Source organism: Litorerythrobacter xanthomarinus (genome assembly GCF_046254955.1).
GTDB lineage: Bacteria > Pseudomonadota > Alphaproteobacteria > Sphingomonadales > Sphingomonadaceae > Qipengyuania_C.
The window spans coordinates 1,018,156-1,038,081 of record NZ_JBJXRG010000001.1 but is presented as its reverse complement, the minus strand read 5'-3'; the positions used below and the strand labels follow the sequence as shown (position 1 = coordinate 1,038,081).

19 protein-coding genes are annotated in these 19,926 nt (G+C 61.8%); 9 read left to right on the top strand and 10 right to left on the bottom strand.

The window, feature by feature from the left end:
- Positions 1-108: 108 nt before the first annotated feature.
- The 4 genes from ACEWMW_RS05380 to ACEWMW_RS05365 all read right to left on the bottom strand — a co-directional run bounded on the left by ACEWMW_RS05380 (position 109) and on the right by ACEWMW_RS05365 (position 3,095).
- Positions 109-708 carry a DUF4126 domain-containing protein gene (locus ACEWMW_RS05380; protein ID WP_409412864.1) on the bottom strand — a complete coding sequence of 200 codons (600 nt, stop codon included), beginning with the start codon at positions 706-708 and terminating at the stop codon, positions 109-111.
- 39 nt (positions 709-747) lie between these two features.
- A complete protein-coding gene (locus tag ACEWMW_RS05375) occupies positions 748-1,329 on the bottom strand; it encodes a carboxymuconolactone decarboxylase family protein (RefSeq protein ID WP_409412863.1) in 582 nt (193 codons plus the stop codon).
- A 36-nt stretch (positions 1,330-1,365) separates the two neighbouring features.
- Positions 1,366-2,547, bottom strand: coding sequence for an acetyl-CoA C-acyltransferase (locus ACEWMW_RS05370; RefSeq protein WP_409412862.1), 1,182 nt, complete (start codon positions 2,545-2,547; stop codon positions 1,366-1,368).
- 98 nt (positions 2,548-2,645) lie between these two features.
- Positions 2,646-3,095 carry a MaoC family dehydratase gene (locus tag ACEWMW_RS05365; RefSeq protein ID WP_409412861.1) on the bottom strand — a complete coding sequence of 150 codons (450 nt, stop codon included), beginning with the start codon at positions 3,093-3,095 and terminating at the stop codon, positions 2,646-2,648.
- 11 nt (positions 3,096-3,106) lie between these two features.
- Between ACEWMW_RS05365 and ACEWMW_RS05360 the strand changes: the two genes are divergently transcribed.
- The 5 genes from ACEWMW_RS05360 to ACEWMW_RS05340 all read left to right on the top strand — a co-directional run bounded on the left by ACEWMW_RS05360 (position 3,107) and on the right by ACEWMW_RS05340 (position 11,406).
- On the top strand, positions 3,107-3,460 hold the full coding sequence (locus tag ACEWMW_RS05360; RefSeq protein ID WP_409412860.1) for a hypothetical protein: 354 nt from the start codon (positions 3,107-3,109) through the stop codon (positions 3,458-3,460).
- 213 nt (positions 3,461-3,673) lie between these two features.
- Complete coding sequence (gene gltB / locus ACEWMW_RS05355) at positions 3,674-8,326, top strand: glutamate synthase large subunit (protein WP_409412859.1); 4,653 nt, start codon at positions 3,674-3,676, stop codon at positions 8,324-8,326.
- 19 nt (positions 8,327-8,345) lie between these two features.
- A complete protein-coding gene (locus ACEWMW_RS05350; protein ID WP_409412858.1) occupies positions 8,346-9,782 on the top strand; it encodes a glutamate synthase subunit beta in 1,437 nt (478 codons plus the stop codon).
- Positions 9,783-10,184: 402 nt separating this feature from the next.
- A complete protein-coding gene (locus ACEWMW_RS05345; RefSeq protein WP_409412857.1) occupies positions 10,185-10,688 on the top strand; it encodes an SET domain-containing protein-lysine N-methyltransferase in 504 nt (167 codons plus the stop codon).
- Between the two features lie 253 nt (positions 10,689-10,941).
- Positions 10,942-11,406, top strand: coding sequence for a GNAT family N-acetyltransferase (locus ACEWMW_RS05340; RefSeq protein WP_409412856.1), 465 nt, complete (start codon positions 10,942-10,944; stop codon positions 11,404-11,406).
- Between the two features lie 39 nt (positions 11,407-11,445).
- On the opposite strand, the gene ACEWMW_RS05335 is transcribed toward ACEWMW_RS05340, so the two are convergent.
- The 4 genes from ACEWMW_RS05335 to ung form a co-directional block, all read right to left on the bottom strand.
- Positions 11,446-12,225: an enoyl-CoA hydratase gene (locus ACEWMW_RS05335; protein WP_409412855.1), complete on the bottom strand. Its 780-nt coding sequence runs from the start codon at positions 12,223-12,225 to the stop codon at positions 11,446-11,448.
- Positions 12,218-13,015: an acid phosphatase gene (locus ACEWMW_RS05330; RefSeq protein ID WP_409412854.1), complete on the bottom strand. Its 798-nt coding sequence runs from the start codon at positions 13,013-13,015 to the stop codon at positions 12,218-12,220. The genes ACEWMW_RS05335 and ACEWMW_RS05330 overlap by 8 nt, the downstream gene beginning before the upstream one ends.
- A 10-nt stretch (positions 13,016-13,025) precedes the next feature.
- Complete coding sequence (locus tag ACEWMW_RS05325) at positions 13,026-13,367, bottom strand: TraR/DksA family transcriptional regulator (protein ID WP_409412853.1); 342 nt, start codon at positions 13,365-13,367, stop codon at positions 13,026-13,028.
- 199 nt (positions 13,368-13,566) lie between these two features.
- Complete coding sequence (gene ung / locus ACEWMW_RS05320) at positions 13,567-14,253, bottom strand: uracil-DNA glycosylase (protein ID WP_409412852.1); 687 nt, start codon at positions 14,251-14,253, stop codon at positions 13,567-13,569.
- 80 nt (positions 14,254-14,333) lie between these two features.
- Here ung and ACEWMW_RS05315 point away from each other — a divergent pair, with 80 nt between their 5' ends.
- The 4 genes from ACEWMW_RS05315 to ACEWMW_RS05300 are packed head-to-tail and all read left to right on the top strand — an operon-like array spanning position 14,334 to position 17,386.
- Positions 14,334-14,951 (top strand): ribonuclease D, encoded by a 618-nt coding sequence (locus ACEWMW_RS05315; protein ID WP_409412851.1) that lies wholly within the window; start codon positions 14,334-14,336, stop codon positions 14,949-14,951.
- Positions 14,952-14,975: 24 nt separating this feature from the next.
- Positions 14,976-15,641 (top strand): LPS export ABC transporter periplasmic protein LptC, encoded by a 666-nt coding sequence (gene lptC, locus ACEWMW_RS05310; protein ID WP_409412850.1) that lies wholly within the window; start codon positions 14,976-14,978, stop codon positions 15,639-15,641.
- A complete protein-coding gene (locus ACEWMW_RS05305) occupies positions 15,641-16,198 on the top strand; it encodes an LptA/OstA family protein (protein WP_409412849.1) in 558 nt (185 codons plus the stop codon). The genes lptC and ACEWMW_RS05305 overlap by 1 nt, the downstream gene beginning before the upstream one ends.
- Positions 16,199-16,210: 12 nt before the next feature.
- Positions 16,211-17,386 carry a nucleotidyltransferase domain-containing protein gene (locus ACEWMW_RS05300; RefSeq protein WP_409412848.1) on the top strand — a complete coding sequence of 392 codons (1,176 nt, stop codon included), beginning with the start codon at positions 16,211-16,213 and terminating at the stop codon, positions 17,384-17,386.
- A gap of 7 nt (positions 17,387-17,393) precedes the next feature.
- On the opposite strand, the gene ACEWMW_RS05295 is transcribed toward ACEWMW_RS05300, so the two are convergent.
- On the bottom strand, positions 17,394-18,800 hold the full coding sequence (locus tag ACEWMW_RS05295) for a sugar transferase (RefSeq protein ID WP_409412847.1): 1,407 nt from the start codon (positions 18,798-18,800) through the stop codon (positions 17,394-17,396).
- A 94-nt stretch (positions 18,801-18,894) separates the two neighbouring features.
- Positions 18,895-19,923 (bottom strand): DNA polymerase III subunit delta, encoded by a 1,029-nt coding sequence (locus ACEWMW_RS05290; RefSeq protein ID WP_409412846.1) that lies wholly within the window; start codon positions 19,921-19,923, stop codon positions 18,895-18,897.
- Positions 19,924-19,926: the final 3 nt, after the last annotated feature.

The window sequence follows — 19,926 nt, the reverse complement described above, 5'->3', positions numbered from 1 at the left end:
CCCAGTCGAGAATTGCACAAGGCCGCTGCCGGGACAAGTATTGGGCGCTATCGGAGCGTCCACTTCCCGCCCTTGACCAAAAATACGCCACAAAGCTGCGATACCCAGCTACCCCTCCGGCTTGGGAGTCCTGAAGAACAGTCGCTTGATCACCCTGCGCGCCCAGAGCAGCAGCAGGACAACCAGCCCCAGCAGCACAAGCGCGACAGCGCCCGCCGCCACCGGATACTCGTAGGCGAGATAGAGCAATCCGACAGTCGCAACGTCCTCGACGCTCGAGGCGGCGATGTTGCTCACCGGTTCAGGGCTTGTGTTGATCGCTGCGCGCGCGCTCGCCTTGCTGCCGTGCGCCAGGAAGCTCGCCCCGCCGCCGAGCAGGAAGGCGACCACCTGCGTCGCCGGATCGCCCGGATCGACTATAGCCAACGCCAGCAGCGCTCCGCCCACAGGCCGAACGAAGGTATGCACCGCATCCCACGCGCTATCGAGCCACATCACCTTGTCGGCGAAGAATTCTGCCAGCGCAGCGATCGCCGCGACGCCCATCACCCAAGGATTGGCCAGCGCATCAAGCGCGGCGAGGTGTTCGGGCAATGGCAGCGCTCCCAGCCGCATCGCGAGGCCCGTCGCAAAGATGCACAGATAGAGCCGCCAGCCCGCCAGCAGGCTGACCGATCCGGCTATTCCGATGATTTCCATCACACCCATGGAAGGAGAATGCGCCCGAATGGGAATTGGCGCAAGTTTTCAGACGCGTAGGTCGGGATCGATTGTGTCGCCGTCTTCGATCTGGATGCCGAAGCTGTTGAGGATCATCGAGACCTGCGTGTACTGGCCAACGGTGAAGACGAGGTTCATCCGGCCCTTGTCGCCCAGCTCGGCGAGTGCTTCCCACGTCGAGTCCGATACATGATGATCGGCGACCAGCTCGTCACACGCGCGCAGCATAGCCGCCTCGAGCGCGGTCCAGCCCTCGGCTTGCGGTCCGGCCTTGATGCGCTCGATCTCATCACTCGACAGGCCGCAATCGCGCCCGATGCGGGAGTGCTGGGCGAACTCATAACCCGACTTGCAGAGCCAGCCGACCCGCAGGATCACGATCTCGCGCTCGCGCGGAGGCAGGCTGTTACGCCGCGAGAGCACGTAGTTGCCCCAGGCGAGAAAACCGCTGAGCGCCTTGGGCGCATGGACCAGCGTGCGGAAAATGTTGAGCACCTTGCCGCCGCCGACCATGTTCGACGGGTCGGCGAAGGGTGCAAGCGTGCTTTGCTGCTCCTCGCTGAGCCGATCCATATCGACCGGCTCGATCCGAGGTTTATCGAGACGCATTATACCTGCGGCCTCAAGTAGCGAAGCGGTAGGCCATCAAAGAACTTCAAAGAGCCCTGCCGCGCCTTGTCCGCCGCCGACGCACATGGTGATGACGACATATTTGACGCCCTGGCGCTTGCCTTCGATCAGCGCGTGGCCGACGCAGCGCGCACCGGTCATGCCAAAGGGGTGCCCGATCGAAACCGAGCCGCCGTTGACGTTGAGCTTGTCGTCAGGAATGCCGAGCCGATCGCGGCAGTAGATCACCTGCACGGCGAAGGCTTCGTTGAGTTCCCACAGGCCGATGTCGTCGATCGAGAGACCAAACCGGTCGAGCAGCTTGGGGATCGCGAAAACCGGGCCGATGCCCATCTCGTCAGGCTCGGTCCCGGCAACGGCCATGCCAACATAGCGACCCATGGGGGTGAGCCCGCGCGCCTTGGCGACTTCGGCTTCCATCAGCACCGATGCGGCGGATCCGTCGGCGAGCTGGCTGGCATTACCGGCGGTGATCGTGTGGCCTTCGCCCATCACCGGCTGCAACGAAGACAGCCCTTCAAGCGTGGTATTGGGGCGGTTGCAGTCATCCATTGAAATGGTGACTTCCTGCTCGCTCGTCTCGCCGGTTGCCTTGTCCTTGACGATCATGGTCGCCGTGCACGGGACGATCTCGTCGTCGAGCTTGCCTGCGGCTTGCGCAGCGGCAGTGCGCTGCTGCGACTGGAGCGAATATTCGTCCTGCGCTTCGCGGCTGATGTCGTAGCGCTTGGCAACGACTTCTGCCGTGCCGATCATCGGCATGTAGATATCGGGATGCTGGGCCAGCAGCGCCTCGCTGGGCACCAGCCCGCCGGTGTTCTTCTGCATGCCGCTGATCGATTCGAGGCCGCCGGCGACGCAGATGTCCATCCGGTCGACAATGATCTGCTTGGCTGCAGTGGCGATCGACATCAGGCCGGAAGAGCACTGGCGATCCATCGACATGCCTGCGACGGTTACCGGAAGACCCGCCATGAGGCCGATCTGGCGCCCGACGTTCATGCCCTGCATGCCTTGCTGGCTGGCGGCGCCCATGATGCAATCGTCGACTTCAGCGCCATCGATACCGGCGCGTTCGACCGCCGCCTTGACCGAAAAAGCGCCCAGCTCGACAGCGTGGGTGTTGTTGAATGCACCGCGGCCCGCTTTGGCAAGCGGGGTGCGGGCGGTGGAAACGATGACTGCATCGCGGGACATGGGAATTCCTTCAAATTGCGAGTCCCCGCAAAGGCGGGGATCTCAGGTAGTTTTGGGCCAGCCTACTGAGGCCCCTGCCTCAACAGGGGTTCAATGGCTCAGACGAAATACTGGGTGATCCATTCACAGATCAGCGCGGGCTTGTCCTCGCCCTCGATCTCGATCGTGATCTCAGCCGTCTGCTGCCATTGGCCGGGACGCTTCTCGATCATTTCGAGCAGCTTCCAATGGCCGCGGATGCGCTTGCCGACGCGCACGGGCGAGATGAAACGCGTTTTGTTGCCACCATAATTGACGCCCATCTTCACTCCGTCGATCTTGGGAGTTGAGCTGTTGGCGCCGAGGTAGGGAATCATCGAAAGCGTCATGAAGCCATGTACGATGGTGCCGCCGAACGGCGTCATCTTGGCCTTCTCTTCATCGATGTGGATGAACTGGTGATCGCCAGTCGCATCGGCGAACATGTTCACCTTGTCCTGGGTCATCTCGACCCATTCGCTGCTTCCGATGTTCTCGCCAACTTTTTCGGCAACTTCCTGCGGGCTCATGGGGCTCTCCTGTGCAAGTGATTCTCGGGAATATGGCCACCTTCATGCCGCATCGCAGCAGCAGGCGCAACGCGCACAAAGGTGCCGTTACGGCACGGCGGCTCGGCGAACAGGTGAGCGGCGCGCCGAGGCCTTCCGGGGCGAATCGGGTGGCGGAATTAGGCCTGCGTTTACTTCCGCGCGATACACGTACGGGCATGGATTATCGCAAGATCGGACAGGGTTTGCGGCCCGAGATGGTGGCAAAGGCGCGCGCCACGGGCGTACCGTCGCTGCAGGTCAAGCCGCTGGCGGAACTGGGCCTGACCGGACTGGTCGAGCGTCTGGCACTCGCAATTCAGGCAGCAGAGCAGCGCAAGAGATAGGGAAAAGCCTGCGCTCGGGCGCGATATCGCGCACCGAAATCTTTCGCTGGCCGAAATATTCCTACGCATCTCGCAGTTGCAAAAAACCGATTCTATCGGCATGAGGATCGTTCACGAAATTATCGCCACCCGGCGTCGTGCCCTCATGTACGACACTGCCGGACCCTCTCAGGGCCCGGTTGAGTTACGGTGGCTGCTTGGACGAGACGAACTATGGGCTACCCCGAGCCGCAAGGCTTATACGATGCACGCAATGAACACGATGCCTGCGGTGTCGGGCTGATTGCGCATATCAAAGGGGAAAAGAGCCACTCTGTCATCGGACAGGCGCTTGAAATCCTTGCCAATCTCGATCACCGCGGCGCAGTGGGTGCCGACCCGCTCCTGGGCGATGGCGCCGGCATCTTGCTGCAGATCCCGGATCCACTGTTCCGCACATGGGCGGATGAGAAGGGCCACGACCTTCCGCAGGCGGGCGACTATGCGGTCGCGATGTGTTTCATGCCGCAGGACGAGACGGCGCGCGACTTCATTACTGAACAATTCGAAAAGTTCATCACCAAGGAAGGCCAGCGCCTTGTCGGCTGGCGCGAGGTGCCGACGACCCTGGATGGCTTGGGCGATGCGGTGATCGAATCGATGCCGGTTATCCGCCAGTGCATCATCGCGCGCGGCGAAAACTGCGCTGACCAGGATGCGTTCGAGCGCAAGCTGATCGTCATCCGCAAACAGACGCAAAACCCGCTCAAAAAGCTGGCGGAGAAACATGATCTTCCCGGGCTGACAGATCTCTACATTCCGAGCTTCTCGTCACGAACCATCGTGTACAAAGGTTTACTCTTGGCGAACCAAGTTGGTTCGTTTTACGATGACTTGCGCGATCCTGACTGCGTTTCAGCGCTTGGCCTCGTACACCAGCGCTTCTCGACCAACACTTTTCCGAGCTGGCGGCTGGCTCACCCCTATCGCTTCATGGCGCATAACGGAGAAATCAACACGGTTCGCGGTAATGTGAACTGGATGAACGCGCGCCGCCGGACAATGGAATCGCCGCTGCTCGGTGCCGATCTCGATAAACTGTGGCCGATCATCCCGCATGGCCAGTCCGACACCGCTTGCCTCGACAATGCGCTCGAGCTGCTGTTGCTGGGCGGATACGATCTTGCCCATGCGATGATGATGCTCATTCCGGAAGCCTGGGCCAAGAACGAGTTGATGGATCCGGCGCTTCGGTCATTTTACGAATATCACGCCGCACTGATGGAACCATGGGACGGGCCCGCAGCAGTGTGCTTCACCGATGGCCGCCAGATCGGTGCTTGCCTCGATCGCAACGGCCTGAGGCCTGCGCGCTTCTGCGTGACCAAGGACGATTACCTGTGCCTCGCCTCGGAAAGCGGCGTGCTGCCTTTTGCCGAGGAAGACATCACACGCAAATGGCGGCTGCAGCCTGGCAAGATGCTGCTGGTCGATCTCGAAGAGGGCCGGATCGTCGAAGATGAGGAGCTCAAAGCCAACCTCTCTTCGGCGCAGCCCTACGCCAAGTGGCTGGACGAGGCGCAGTACAAGCTCGACGATATCGAGGAAATCGATCCCGAGTTCGCCGAGCTGCCGCAAGACGAAAACATGGAAACGCCAACGCTGCTCGAAGCGCAGCAGGCCTTCGGCTACACCCAAGAAGACATTTCGCGTTTCCTCGAGCCAATGGCGCTCAAGGCCGACGATCCGATCGGATCTATGGGCACCGACACGCCGATCGCGGTGCTCTCCAATCGCTCGCGCCTGCTGTACGATTATTTCAAGCAGAACTTCGCGCAGGTGACGAACCCGCCGATCGACCCGATCCGCGAAGAACTGGTCATGAGCCTGCTCTCGATGATCGGGCCCCGTCCAAACCTGCTGGGCAAGGAAGCCGGCACGCACAAGCGCCTGGAAGTTACCCAGCCGATCCTCACCAATGACGACCTGGCGAAAATCCGCTCGGTCCAGACCGCTCTCGACGGTGCGTTCCACACGGTCACGATCGACATCACCTGGGACGCTGAAAGCGGCGCCGAAGGCCTCGCGATGGCGCTCAAGGAAATGTGCTGGGCGGCGACCGAAGCAGTGCTGGGCGATGCCAACATCCTGATCCTCAGCGACCGCGCGCAAGGACCTGACCGGATTCCAATGCCGGCCTTGCTCGCGACCGCAGCCGTGCACCACCACCTTGTGCGGCAGGGCCTGCGCATGCAGACCGGCCTTGTCATCGAAACTGGCGAAGCACGCGAAGTGCATCACTTCTGCGTGCTGGCGGGCTACGGCGCGGAAGCGATCAATCCCTATGTCGCCTTCGAAACGCTCGAGGAACTGCGCGCCAAGCGCTTCCCCGAGATCGAAGCTGCGGCCGTCCAGAAGAATTACATCAAGGCGGTGGGCAAGGGCATCCGCAAGGTCATGTCCAAGATGGGCATCTCGACTTACCAGTCCTACTGCGGCGCGCAGATCTTCGACGCGGTCGGCCTGTCGACCGATTTCATCGAAAGCTACTTCACCGGAACCGCCACGACGATCGAAGGCATCGACCTGCAGGAAGTCGCCGAAGAAAGCGTACGTCGCCACGGCGTCGCTTACGGCAACAACCCGCTCTACAAGGGTATGCTCGATCCGGGCGGCATCTACCAGTATCGCCTGCGCGGCGAAGACCATGCCTGGACCCCGGCCAATGTCGCCCACCTCCAGCACGCCGTGCGTGGCAACCAGCCCAAGGATTACGATGAGTTCGCCAAATCGGTGAATGACCAGGCCGAACGCCTGCTGACGATACGCGGGCTGATGGAACTGACGCCTGCGGACGAGCCGCTCGACATCGACGAAGTCGAACCAGCGGTCGAGATCGTCAAACGCTTCAGCACCGGGGCAATGAGCTTCGGATCGATCAGCCACGAGGCGCATTCGACGCTTGCGATCGCGATGAACCGCATCGGCGGTCGCTCGAACACCGGCGAAGGCGGCGAAGAGCCGGAGCGCTTCAAGCCGATGGAAAACGGCGATTCGATGCGCAGCAGGATCAAACAGGTGGCGTCAGGACGTTTTGGCGTCACGACAGAATATCTCGCGAATTCGGACGATATCCAGATCAAGATGGCGCAAGGCGCCAAGCCGGGTGAAGGCGGTCAGCTGCCCGGCCACAAGGTCGACAAGCGGATCGGCGCGGTGCGTCACTCAACCCCGGGCGTCGGCCTGATTTCGCCGCCGCCGCATCACGATATCTATTCGATCGAAGACCTTGCCCAGCTGATCCACGATCTCAAGAACGTGCAGCCTGGCTCGCGCATTTCGGTCAAGCTGGTATCCGAGGTGGGCGTTGGCACCGTGGCAGCAGGCGTTTCCAAGGCGCGCGCCGACCATGTGACCATCTCCGGCTACGAAGGCGGGACCGGCGCTTCGCCGCTGACTTCGCTGACCCATGCAGGAAGCCCGTGGGAAATCGGCCTCGCCGAAACGCAGCAGACGCTGCTGCTGAATGATCTGCGCAGCCGTATTGCGGTGCAGGTCGACGGGGGCCTACGCACCGGACGCGATGTCGCTATCGGCGCGCTGCTCGGCGCCGACGAATTCGGGTTTGCGACCGCTCCGCTGATCGCGGCGGGCTGCATCATGATGCGGAAGTGTCACCTCAACACCTGCCCTGTAGGTGTTGCGACGCAGGATCCTGTCCTGCGTGCACGCTTCACCGGCACACCCGAACATGTGATCAATTACTTCTTCTTCGTCGCTGAGGAACTGCGCGCGATTATGGCCGAGATGGGCTTCCGCACGCTTGAGGAAATGATCGGCCGGGTCGACCGGGTCGATATGCGCCGCGTGCATCGCCATTGGAAGGCTGCTGGGATCGACCTTTCCCGCCTGCTCCACACGGTTGAGCTGGAAGAGGGCGCGCGCCTTCACCAGACCGAGAAGCAAGATCACGGATTGGGCGGTGCGCTCGACAACGAGCTGATCGACGCCTGCAAGGCGGCAATCCAGTCGGGCGAGACGGTGCGGCTTGAACGCGCTATCAAGAACGTCAATCGCACAGTCGGCGCAATGCTGTCCGGCCGCATTGCCGAGGCACACGGACATGCCGGCCTCGCGCCCGAGACGATCAAGATTGATTTTACCGGCGTTGCCGGGCAAAGCTTCGGCGCATGGCTCGCGCACGGTGTTACTCTCGAGCTTACCGGGGACGCCAATGACTATGTCGGCAAGGGCCTCTCTGGCGGGCGGATCGTGGTGCGCCAGCCGGGAAATGTCGGACGCGATCCGGGCGAGAACATCATTGTCGGCAATACCGTGCTCTACGGAGCAATTGCCGGCGAAGCCTATTTTAACGGCGTGGCGGGCGAACGCTTCGCCGTGCGCAATTCAGGCGCCATTGCGGTGGTCGAAGGCACGGGCGATCACGGCTGTGAGTACATGACCGGCGGCGTAGTCGTGGTGCTGGGCGAAACCGGTCGCAACTTTGCCGCCGGCATGTCGGGCGGCATTGCCTATGTCTACGATCCGCAAGGCAAGTTCTCCGACCTGTGCAACCTGGCGCAAGTCGAGCTGCGCGAAATCAGCGATTCGCCTGACGAGGACGAGGGCACCGGCAGGCCGCAGCAACGCCCGCAGAGCGTGCACGATTTCGGTATGGGCGACATGCTGCGCCACGATGCCGAGCGGCTCAGGATCCTGGTCGAGCGGCACAAGCTCCACACGGGCTCTGCCAAGGCCGCTCAGATCCTTGACAACTGGCATGCCGAGCTGGGCAATTTTGTGAAGGTCATGCCGACCGATTACGAGCGCGCGCTCAAACAGCTTGAAGCCGAGCGCGAGAACGCGGCCTCGGTCGCAGCAGAATAATTCAGACGGGACGCTAGAAATGGGCAAGGAAACCGGCTTCCTCGAATACGAACGCACGGATCGCACCTATGACGATCCGAAGGAGCGGCTGAAGCACTACAAGGAGTTCGTCGTCCCGCTGGATGACGAAACGCTCAAGCTGCAGGCCGCGCGCTGCATGAATTGCGGCATCCCCTATTGTCACAACGGCTGTCCGGTGAACAACATCATCCCGGACTGGAACCACCTCGTCTATGAAGACGACTGGAAGAACGCGCTCGAAGTGCTGCATTCGACCAATAACTTCCCCGAATTCACCGGTCGCATCTGTCCCGCACCGTGCGAGGCGAGCTGCACGCTCAACATCACCGACGAGCCGGTGACCATCAAGTCGATCGAATGCGCGATTGTCGATCGCGGATGGAAAGAGGGCTGGATCGAACCGCAGCCGCCCCGGGAAAAGACTGGCAAGCTGATCGCTGTCATCGGATCGGGCCCGGCAGGCCTCGCCTGCGCCCAGCAACTGGCGCGCGCCGGCCATACGGTCACGGTGTTTGAAAAGAGCGACCGCGTCGGCGGGCTGCTGCGTTACGGCATCCCCGATTTCAAGATGGAGAAGCATCTCATCAACCGGCGGTTGGTGCAAATGGAAGCCGAAGGGGTCGACTTCAAGACTTCCAAGGAAGTCGGCGTCGATGTCTCCTTCAAATCGCTCGAAGAGAATTTCGATGCCATCGTCATGGCGGGCGGATCGGAAGATGCGCGTGCGCTGACGATCCCGGGAGCCGAGCTGCCCGGCGTGCGCCTCGCGATGGAATTCCTCACCCAGCAGAACAAGCGCAATGCGGGCGACGATGAAACCCGCGCGGCACCGCGCGGCACACTGACCGCCACGGGCAAGGACGTAGTGGTGATCGGCGGCGGCGATACCGGCTCCGACTGTGTCGGCACTTCGAACCGGCAGGGCGCGAAGAGCGTTACCCAGCTAGAGATCATGCCGGAGCCACCCGAGAAAGAAGACAAAGCTCTGACCTGGCCCGATTGGCCGCTCAAGATGCGCACGTCATCCAGTCATGAGGAAGGCGTCGACCGTGATTGGGCCGTTCTAACCAAGCGCGTGGTGGGCGAAGATGGCGAAGTGGCCGGGCTCGAGTGCGCGCGCGTCGAGTGGAAAGACGGCAAAATGCAGGAAATCGTCGGCAGCGAGTTCACACTCCCTGCACAGCTGATCCTGCTGGCGATGGGTTTCGTCGGGCCGAAGAAGGCCGGGATGCTCGACCAATCGGGCGTTGAACTGGACCCGCGCGGCAATGTCGAAGCCAACACCGAGGACTACTCGGCGAGCAAGGACAAAGTCTTTGCTTGCGGTGATATGCGGCGCGGACAATCGCTGGTCGTCTGGGCGATCCGCGAAGGCCGCCAGGCCGCACGCTCGGTCGACGAATACCTTATGGGTGCGAGCGAACTGCCGCGGTAGGCATGGCTTCCTGCGCCTCGGCGCAAACCGGGTGTTGTTCTGTGACATGGGAAGTGGCGGCCCGCTACTGCCTGACAGCAGCTTGTATTACATGAAGCGCGGCACCATCTAGTGACAATCGAGAGCACGTCATGATGCGCCTTTTCGACTGAGAGACAATCGCGCTCCCGCATTGGGGGGCACGCAGGTTGAATTTCGACAGACTTCTTTACGACTACCAGATCGCCTTGATGCATGCGGCGACGGCAAGAGCCGCACCTGAGTGGTGCGTCCGCATCGGTCATCACGAGAGATTACTACACAACGCCCGGGCGCAAATCGGTGTCGCGCAGTATCCTGCCGCGCACACCAAAGCCGATTGCTCGCGGCCTCATCATCCCATCGCCAACTGAGGAGCCTCACATGAAGGCCATTATTGAAGAGCGAACTACACATGGCCGCGGCCAAGGCATTTTTGCGCTGCAATCGTTCAGCAAGGGCGACATTCTCTATGTCGGGGTGCTCGATGAGAAGCCGGTGAGCAATCATTCGCATGCTTCGCAGATCAGCAAGACCACGTTCGGATTCCACAAGGGATTGAGCTCCAAGTTCAACCATTCTTGCGATCCCAATTGCGGCATCGCGCTCAACGATTCGGGCGGTCACGATATTGTCGCGATGTCCGACATCGCGGCCGAAGACGAAGCCACATTCGATTATGCCATGCGCAACTACCGGATCGAACACTTCACCGCGAAGTGTGGGTGCGGACAAGCGCGATGTCGCGGGTCGATCTCTGGCTGGAAAGACCTGCCGCAGCAACGCAAGGACGATTACGCCGGATTTGTCGCGCCCTACCTGCTCGAAATGGACCGCGAGAACGCAGCAATCTCACGTGAGCCGGAACTTCTCTTGCTGGATCGATAACTGGCTTGTGGGCGCGGGCGCACTACGTCCTTCGCCTTTCGAATGACTGTGATTGGGCGGGATGCGGACATGGCGCTTGCGGTTCGCATGCTATTTTCGCATAATATTGATGCCCGTTGTGGGCCGACGGAGACTTTTTGAACACGATCGCATCGTACGACTGAGCTCGCGCAGCTCGGCTTTCTGAACTACCGCCGGCCAGCGCTGCTTTGCCGGATGGTTTCGTGTTTCAATGTTTCTCGAAGGTTTCCCAATGAATAATAGCCATATCCGCGCACTCACGCGCGATGATCTCGAACGCGTTTCTTATCTTGTCGATGCGAACGCAATGTTTCCATCGGAGATGCTGGCCGACATGACATCGCCATTTTTCGACGGCGATGAAACTCAACGTTGGCTTGTCTTCGACGATGGACAGGTTGATGCAGCTTGCTACTTCGTCCCTGAAGCTCTGGCCGAAGGCGTGTGGAACCTGCTCATGATCGCGGTCGATCCCAAACGACATGGCGCGGGACTTGGGACCAAGCTTATGCAAGCGGTCGAACTGCAGCTCGCTGATGAAGGATGCCGCATTCTGCTTGTCGATACGTCCGGAAAGGACGAGCTCCAGCGGACCCGTAAATTCTATGACATGCTCGGTTACGAGCGCGAAGCGCGCATCCGCGACTATTGGTCTCAGGGTGACGACAAGGTCACGTTTCGAAAAGTCCTTGCTTGAGCAGCAGAGAGGGCGGCCCAAAAGTCGCCCTGTCAATCGCTACTGCCCCCGTCCCCGCTCCTGCACCGCAGCACGGCGGGCTTCAACGTCATCAGCTGAAACCTCACTGTTCGCAGCAGAGGAGCGCTCGGCCTCGAGCGCCATTCCCTCGCCGAATGTCGCGGCATAGCCATCATCGATCAGCCGCTTGTAGTTTGCCGCGAATTCCGGATCGATACTCGCCATATCGCGCGCGAGCTTCTCGCAGAACGGCAGCAGCTGATCGGGCGCAACCACGTGGTTCACCAGCCCCCAAGCATAGGCCGTGCGCGCATCGAGGAAATTGCCGGTGAAGGCGAGCTCCTTCGCCCGCCCGATCCCGATCACGCGCGAAAGCTTTTGCGAGAGGCCCCATCCCGGCACGATGCCCACCCGCGCATGCGTATCGGCGAAGCGCGCGGTCTCGCTCGCGACCAACACATCGCAGGCCAGCGCGACTTCGAAGCCGCCGGTGATTGCTACCCCGTTGATCGCGCCGATCACGGGCTTGGCGCATTGCTCGATCGCCTTGACCGGGTTGTCATCGGGCGAAGTGGCATTGGCTGCGCCGAGCGAAGATGCGTCCGAGCCCAGTTCCTTGAGGTCTAGCCCGGCAGTGAAAGCCCGCTCGCCCGCGCCGGTAAGGATTACTGCCCGCACCTGGTGGTCCTCATTCACTTCGCGCATCACTTCGGCGAGCCGCTGGCGCACTTCGCGCGACAAGGCATTCATCGCATCCGGACGATTGAGCGTCACGGTTGCCACGCCATCCGAAACGGATTTCAGCACCACATCAGTCATCGGCTTCCTCCGTTTGTGTAGCGGACTGCACCTCTGCGCGCGCTACCGCCAGATCCGCCAGGAACCCTGCGTCCGTTTGCAGCCGGGCATAGGTGGCGGCAGCAAAACTACGCCCTTCCTCGACATCGCTTTTCCAATGGACGTTGCAGATCCAGCGGCTGTCACCAAAGTCGCGTCCGCGCTGGAGCAATTGTGCGGCTCTTTCGGGGAAAATACTCGCCAGCACCAGAGAAGTGCCATAGCCGATCGCGCTGTGCCCGGATGGGTAGGATCCGTTGTCCTCCAGAATAGCTTCATCGTGCGGCGTACAGCTTGGCTTGTCGTTTATCATGAAGGGCCTTCGGCGCTGGTATTGCTCCTTCACGGCGCCGGTCGACATCCCGAAATCGGTCGCAGATCGGCGTAGCACGTTGGCGATAGCAGGAGCGCTATCCGCATCGAGGGGGCGGCCCGCAGCGCCGGCAAAGGCGCGGTGATACCAGCCGCTACCCAAATCGGCATCGCGTGCTGCGAGTTCCCACCGCGGAGAATCGCGTATCGCGAGCGCTTCCTCATTGGCGACGAGATCATTGAGCAGGCGGGGATCCTCACCCTGCGGCTGCGGGCGGATCAGTTGCTCGCCCCCAGGCAGCGGCCCGCCGAGATAGGGCCGCCCAAGGTCATAGCGCGCCGCTGCCTGCGCCAGCGTTTCGGACTCGGCGTGGTCGCCGGCAGAATGCACCTGCCCTTGCACAGAGCTGCACGCGGCAAGCGCGAATATCGCCGTTGCTCCGCCCATTAGTGATCGCATGGTCATCCCCCTATTGCTCCCGATTGCCGCTGGCGCATTTCACACAGGTCGCGACGCTGGGATCGTGCGCCAGGCGCTTCTCGGCAATATCCTCGCCGCACGTGACGCAATAGCCCCATTCGCCCTCGTCGAGCCTCGCGAGCGCAGCCTCGACCCGCGCGCGTTCGCCCTTGCGGCGACGTTCCTGCGCTTGCGCCATAGCCTGCTGCTGCATCGCGTCCATCCGGCTCAAGCGCCCGACGCTATCCTGCTGCAGCTCGACTGTGTCGCGCGCATCAGCGTTCAGGCTTTCTTCGCTGTCCAGCTCGGCGCGTCGGTCCAACAGGGCCTTGCGGGCTTCATCTTCACTCATACGGCGACTTTCCTACAGGTGGGGTCGCATGGCAAGCGAGCTGCATGGCCTTGCCCGTTCAATTTCACCCGTCAACGACACCGTTTCAGCGAAAAGTGACACTCCGGTGACCCGGCGGGATGATATCCCATTGATATCACTCTTGAATATATCGATATCCGGTTTTGCAAAACACGCCGGTACGTGCTCCATCTCCGGCTCACAATCGCCAGTCGATCGGGGCAAGACCCTTAGCCGTGAGAAAGGCATTGGTCTGGCTGAAGGGTTTCGATCCAAAGAATCCACGATGCGCCGACAGCGGGCTGGGATGCGGGCTCTTGATCACAAGGTGATCGCCGCTGCGCCCCAGCGCCGGGATGCGCGCCGCCTTGCCCTGCGCGTGGCTGCCCCAGAGGATGAAAACAACCGGATCGCCGCGCTCGGCTACTGCCGCAATGCAGGCATCGGTGATCGCGTCCCAGCCCTTGCCCGCATGGCTACCCGCCATGCCATCCTGCACGGTCAGCGTGTTGTTCAAGAGCAGTACGCCTTGCTCGGCCCATTTGGCCAGATTGCCGTGATCGGGCGGAGCGATGTCGCAATCAGCGGCAAGCTCCTTGTAGATATTGGCCAGGCTGGGCGGCAGGCGCACGCCCTCGGGAACCGCAAAGCAAAGGCCCATCGCCTGACCCGGTCCGTGATAGGGATCCTGCCCGAGGATCACGACCTTCACCTGGTCAAGCGGGGTCAATTCAAGCGCGCGCAAGCGGCTGCCGCGCGGCGGATAAATGCGCTTGCCCCCCTCCTCTTCCGCGCGCAGCCAGCCCCCCAGCCTGCGCGCTTCGGGCGTTGCCAGCGCCGGCTCAAGAACCGCGTGCCAGCTTTCGGGTATCGCTTCGCTCGCCATCGGCCAAGCCTAGCCGTGCTTCGCCCTTGCCACCAGCAGGCCTTCCCCTTGTTCCCCAATGCTCCTAAAGCACCGCGCATATGACAGTACATTTTCACGAAGAAGACCTGCCCGAAGGTGTCCTCGCCGAGGGCCCAGTCGCAGTCGATACCGAAACCATGGGCCTCATCACCCCGCGCGACCGGCTGTGCGTGGTCCAGATCAGCGACGGCGGGGGCGATGAGCACTTGGTGCGTTTCGCGGTCGGTAGCGACTATGCCGCGCCCAATCTCAAAGCAGTGCTGGCCGATCCGGCCCGGCTCAAGCTCTATCACTTCGCGCGTTTCGATCTCGCCGCGATCGAGCACTATCTCGGTGTGATGGCAGCGCCGGTGTTTTGCACCAAGATCGCCAGCAAGCTGACACGGACCTACACTGACCGTCACGGGCTGAAGAACCTGGTCGAAGAGCTGCTCGGAGAATCCATGTCCAAGCAGCAGCAGTCGAGCGACTGGGGTGCGAGCGAGCTGAGCGATGCGCAGCAAGAATACGCCGCGTCGGACGTGCGTTTTCTCCACCGGATGCATGCGGTGCTGGTTGAGCGGCTCGAACGCGAAGGGCGTATGGAGATGGCGCAGGCCTGTTTCGATTTCCTCCCCACGCGCGCGCGGCTCGATATCGCCGGCTGGGCCGATCACGACATCTTCAGCCATGCGTAAGCCGGGATAGGCCACGGTTAGCCCATGATCATCAAACGGCGAATCGAAACGGAAGAAGCGAAGCAGCTGCGCGATGAGCGCCGCCATTTCGCTGCCCCCGGCGGTCGCCATGACCGCCTGATTCACGTACTGTCGCGCGGACTGCCGATGGCAGTCGGCATCATGGCCGCGCTGATGGTCATCACCCCGCTCAGCCCGCGCGGCGAAATCAGCTTCCTACTCGATCGCAATAAGGTGGCGGTTATCGACGAGCGTCTGCGGGTTGATAATGCAATGTATCGCGGGCGAGATGATCAGGATCGTCCCTTCTCGCTCACCGCCGGCGAAGCGGTGCAGAGGTCGAGCAAGGAAGGCATCGTGCGGATGCAGAACATGGTTGCGCAGCTTATGCTCGACGATGGCCCTGCCCGCCTTTCGGCAACGCGCGGATCCTACAATATCGATGCAGAGATGATGACCGTCGATGGCCCGGTTCGGCTGGTGGCTTCCGATGGCTACCGGATGATCGTGCGCGATGTTTTGGTCGATCTGGGCGAGCGAACGATGACGGGCGATGGCGGAGTGGAAGGCGCTATTCCGGCGGGGACATTCTCCGCTAACCGCATCATCGTGAATGTTGACGAACGGACGCTGCAATTGGCTGGCGATGCCCGGGTGCGCATGATACCCGGTGAACTGAGGATGCCGTAATGAATTTGCTATTTCGCACTGCGGCCCGTTGGGGCCTCGCCGGGTTTACGCTGACGCTAGCGAGTGTCGGCGCGATGCAATTGAACGCGCAGGCCATCTCCGCGCATGATTCGCGCGCGCCCGTGAACTATGCCGCCGATCGTATCGAGCTGCAGGACCGGCAGGATCGCGTCGTGCTCTCCGGGAATGTCAACATCACCCAGGCCGGTCTGACGATGCGCGCCGCACGTACGCTGGTGAATTACAGCGATGCCGGCGGGCTTGAAATCCAGAGGATCATGGCGACGGGCGGCGTCACCGTCTCGCGCGGCAACGAAGCGGCTAGCGGCGACGTTGCGGTTTATGACTTTGGTCGCCGGATCATCACCATGGCAGGCGACGTGCGATTAAAGCGCGGCGGTGATACGCTCAACGGCGGGCGGCTGGTTATCGATCTGGCGAGCGGCGTCTCAAGTGTCGACGGACGGGTTTCCGGATCTTCTTCCGCAACCGGCGAAGGCGCCAGCAGCGGCGGCAATGGCCGGGTGAGCGGGACATTCTCAGTCCCGCAAGATTGAGCGAGAAGGTTTGTGGCCGAGGCCACTGCGCCTTCCTACTTCAACGAGGCTCTCCTCCGGCTCCTCGGTCCGACTGATCGCCAGACTTCATCGCTGACTCATGAGCAATGGCAGGAGATCGACCGCATCGCCGCCGACCAGCGCTTGCAACCGCACCTTCACGGCCGAATGCAGCGCGGCGAGATCGTTCCGCAGGTGCCGGGTGACATCGCCCGGAACTGGTCTTCAGCGTATCGCGTCAACGCTCTAGCGGGTTTGGTGCAGCGCCGAGACCTGTTCAGCCTGACGCGCGCGCTCGAAGGAGCCGGAATCGAAAGCATCGCACTCAAGGGAGCATGGCTGGCTTGGCATGCCTATCCGGCTCCAGCAGAGCGCGTGCTTCGCGATATCGACCTGTTGGTCGCCGAAGCCGATGCGCCAAGCGCTCTCGAGGTGCTGCTTGCGCAGGGGCTCAAGCCGATCGATCCGCTCCCTGACGATCCCGAGGCGTTTGCGGCAGCCAACAAGCAGTTCCCCCCACTTGTTGGGGACTCCGGAACGGTAGCCGAACTACATGCACATGCGTGGGAGCCGCCTGGCAGCATGGAATGGCCTACGCCGCCTACCCGCGATGCCGAGCTGCTCGCGCATACCCAGCGCAACAGTTCCGATGGCCTTGGTTATCTCGCCCCAAACGACATGCTTGCGCACCTGGCGATCCACGCCGCCTACAGCCACCGCTTCGAAGTGGGGCCGCTCCTGCTCAGCGATATCGACTACTTGCTTCGCTCATCGCAGATTGATTGGCCCGAGTTCTGGCGCAAGGCTGGTACTGGGGGCTATCGTCGCGGTGGGGCGCTCACGCTCGCGCTGGTCGATCACTGGCGAGTGCCCGGTCTACTGAAGCAAGCCCAATGCCCGCTCGAGGTACCTCTCGCTGCCGTCAGCCATGCTTCGGCGCTGCTGCTTCAACCATCGGCAGGTCGGCATGATACGCGTAGCTTCGCAGCTTTCGAAGCTGCCAGGACGACCGGCGGCTTGGCCAAAGCAGCTGCGGTGGGCTTCGCACGTCTCGGTAAGACGGTGGCCAACCCAGCCCATCTCATCAGGCGAATGGCGGAGACGGCACAGGCAGCGAGCTCTTCGCGCGCGAGAAAGACGGCGCACAGTTCGGCGATGATCGGGCAATGGTTAAGCGAAGCGGGCTAGCGCACCTTCAGTAAGCCCGGCGATGGACAAGCACGAACAGAGTACGGATCGCTATCGCGATGTCGCGCCACAGGTTCCAGCCCGCGATATATTCGAGATCGGCCTGGAGGCGAACCGCCAAGTCCATCTCCTGTTCGGTGGCTCCGCGCAGGCCGCGCACTTGCGCAAGACCGGTCAAACCGGGCTTCAGGGAATGACGATGCCAGTATCGCGAATCGACTTCCCAGAACAGCTTCTCCCCCGCCAGCGAACCCAGCGCGTGAGGTCGCGGACCGACGATCGCCATCTCGCCGCGCAGCACATTCCAGAGCTGTGGTAACTCGTCGATGCTCGTGCGTCGCAGCATCCGCCCGATCCAGGTCACCCGCTCGTCGTAGCGGCTAGCCGAACGAGCACCGTCGACGCCCGGAATGCCTGCCTTCATGGTGCGAAACTTGAACATCGGGAAAAGCCGGTTTCCGCGCCCGACCCGGTGCTGGACAAACAACACCGGCCCGCCATCCTGCAGCTTTATCGCCAGCGCGGCGATGAGCATCACAGGAGTCATAACCAAGAGGCCGCCGCCAGCCACAACTACATCAAACCCGCGCTTTATCGCCCTTGCCCGCATGCCAAGCGGGCCCATCGAGACCACCAACGCGCTTGTTCCGGCGCTTTCATAGCGCGTGACACCAATCGCACCTGCAGCGTGAGCATTCTCGCTCACCACTTCGCCCGTCACTCCGGCTGCTTTGAGCACCCAGGCCCATTGTTCGCGCTTCGCCGGAGGGCAGCTTACTATCACTTTGTCCTGGTTCAAAAGATATCGGCCGAGGCGGTCGAGCGCGTGCGGGTCGTGTGATGCGGGATCAAGCGCGACCTGCTGCGCGCGCACCAGCATTGCACCCTTAAGGTCAATTTCTGGGCCGCCATCTGCGATAACGAGGATATTGGCCGTTCGGTCCCGCCAGCGCTGCCTGATCATCCGGCGGGCCAGAAGGCGAGAGCCAGAGATCAGTACGAAGGCAATGCCCATCGCAAGAGTGAACGCGAGCCGCGAATAAAGTGCACTGGTCTTGGCATAGAACAGCACGAAGTTGAGCAGCGCGGCGGAAACAAGCAGCGCCAGCGTTGCCCTCCCTATAGCGAAGCGCGCGTCTTCGAGCGCGCGCAACGAATAGGTCGAGTTGTAAAGGGCAATCGTGAAGTAAATCGGCAGCAACAACTGTGCCTGCTCAAAAGTCGTGGGGTGGGGAAAGATGCCATCGCGAAGCCAGCCGGCCGCCAGGAATGCGGCCAACAGCAAGCCAAGATCGCTCACTAGCAATCCGATATATGCCCAAAGCCGCCATCGTTCGCGCGAGCGCACAAGCGGCGGCACGCCGGCTTTCGCCTGCGCCAACGCCTCTTGCGGATCGTGGAAATCTCCCGTCACACCGTTCGCCTTTGCGGACCCGTTTTGCGCGCAGGCTACCGGAATCTAGGTGGTATTACGAGGGTGCGGGCTTAACCATTAACAGATGATAATCCTACCTCCGGGCCGCGAAGCGAGCGATTTCGGTGAGTTCTTGCGCCAGCAGCAATTCCGCCGCCTGGCTGTTGGCGAGCAACGATTGATGCAGCGCCGTGAGCCGTTTGGTCAGCCGGTCGAGCCGAAGTCCGCGCCAAGTGCCCAGCTGCGTGGCGATATCGCGCTCATCGCGGAAGAAGATGCCGAGAGCAGCCTTCTTGCCGCGATCGAGATCTCCCATCCTGCCGCGCGGCCCCAACGCGGCCGCAACCCGTGCCAACTGGGCCGCTCGCCGTTCGAAAGCGAGCAACAAGCCGACTGGATTGAGCGAGAGTTCGCGCATTCGGTGCAATTCGGCCGGAACTTTCCGGGCATCGCCAGATAGAACGGCATTGACGACCGGCATGAAACCATCCTCTTCGCACGAAGCGCCTATCGCATCGAGCGCATCGCTGTCCGCTGTGACTGGAGCCTGCGGGCAAGCGTCAAGGTAAAGCGCCAGCTTCTCGACTTCGGATTTGGCGAGGCGAACATCGAGGTTCGCCGCGCGGGCAATGCGCTCCGCCATGTCGCCGCCAAGCTTGAGTCCCACCGCTCCCGCCATGGTGCGAACCGATGCCGCCACCGCTGAAAGGTCTGGCGGCCAAAACATCGCGACCAACGCATCCTTGCGTGTGGCCAACAATTTGGCCGTGCGCGACTTGTCGGTGGCGGAGGTGGCAACCACGACTACCGGGCACGCCTCACCTGAACCGAGCAGCAAATTGCCCACCGCATCGAGCGTCTCGTCGCCGTTGGCGCGCACGTAGATATGGCGTTTGTCGCCGAACAAGGAGGTCGACCGCGCCTCATCGCCCAGCAGGATCGGATCCTTGCGCAATTGCGCGCCGCTCATCTCGACTCGCTCTCCCGGATCTTCGATCAGCTCAAGGATGCGGTCCGCCGCTGCCGAAGCCCCCGCTTCATCCGGTCCGCAAAAGAAAAATACCGAACATTCGCGGGCGGCGCGCTGGGCTACCGATGCGAAGTCACGCTGGGTCGCCTTCATTGC

Bases quoted from the DNA above. Each gene is read 5' to 3' on its own strand.
- ACEWMW_RS05380 (WP_409412864.1), bottom strand. From the start codon at position 708: ATGGGTGTGATGGAAATCATCGGAATAGCCGGATCGGTCAGCCTGCTG.
- ACEWMW_RS05375 (WP_409412863.1), bottom strand. From the start codon at position 1,329: ATGCGTCTCGATAAACCTCGGATCGAGCCGGTCGATATGGATCGGCTC.
- ACEWMW_RS05370 (WP_409412862.1), bottom strand. From the start codon at position 2,547: ATGTCCCGCGATGCAGTCATCGTTTCCACCGCCCGCACCCCGCTTGCC.
- ACEWMW_RS05365 (WP_409412861.1), bottom strand. From the start codon at position 3,095: ATGAGCCCGCAGGAAGTTGCCGAAAAAGTTGGCGAGAACATCGGAAGC.
- gltB (WP_409412859.1), top strand. From the start codon at position 3,674: ATGGGCTACCCCGAGCCGCAAGGCTTATACGATGCACGCAATGAACAC.
- ACEWMW_RS05350 (WP_409412858.1), top strand. From the start codon at position 8,346: ATGGGCAAGGAAACCGGCTTCCTCGAATACGAACGCACGGATCGCACC.
- ACEWMW_RS05345 (WP_409412857.1), top strand. From the start codon at position 10,185: ATGAAGGCCATTATTGAAGAGCGAACTACACATGGCCGCGGCCAAGGC.
- ACEWMW_RS05340 (WP_409412856.1), top strand. From the start codon at position 10,942: ATGAATAATAGCCATATCCGCGCACTCACGCGCGATGATCTCGAACGC.
- ACEWMW_RS05335 (WP_409412855.1), bottom strand. From the start codon at position 12,225: ATGACTGATGTGGTGCTGAAATCCGTTTCGGATGGCGTGGCAACCGTG.
- ACEWMW_RS05330 (WP_409412854.1), bottom strand. From the start codon at position 13,015: ATGCGATCACTAATGGGCGGAGCAACGGCGATATTCGCGCTTGCCGCG.
- ACEWMW_RS05325 (WP_409412853.1), bottom strand. From the start codon at position 13,367: ATGAGTGAAGATGAAGCCCGCAAGGCCCTGTTGGACCGACGCGCCGAG.
- ung (WP_409412852.1), bottom strand. From the start codon at position 14,253: ATGGCGAGCGAAGCGATACCCGAAAGCTGGCACGCGGTTCTTGAGCCG.
- ACEWMW_RS05315 (WP_409412851.1), top strand. From the start codon at position 14,334: ATGACAGTACATTTTCACGAAGAAGACCTGCCCGAAGGTGTCCTCGCC.
- lptC (WP_409412850.1), top strand. From the start codon at position 14,976: ATGATCATCAAACGGCGAATCGAAACGGAAGAAGCGAAGCAGCTGCGC.
- ACEWMW_RS05305 (WP_409412849.1), top strand. From the start codon at position 15,641: ATGAATTTGCTATTTCGCACTGCGGCCCGTTGGGGCCTCGCCGGGTTT.
- ACEWMW_RS05290 (WP_409412846.1), bottom strand. From the start codon at position 19,923: ATGAAGGCGACCCAGCGTGACTTCGCATCGGTAGCCCAGCGCGCCGCC.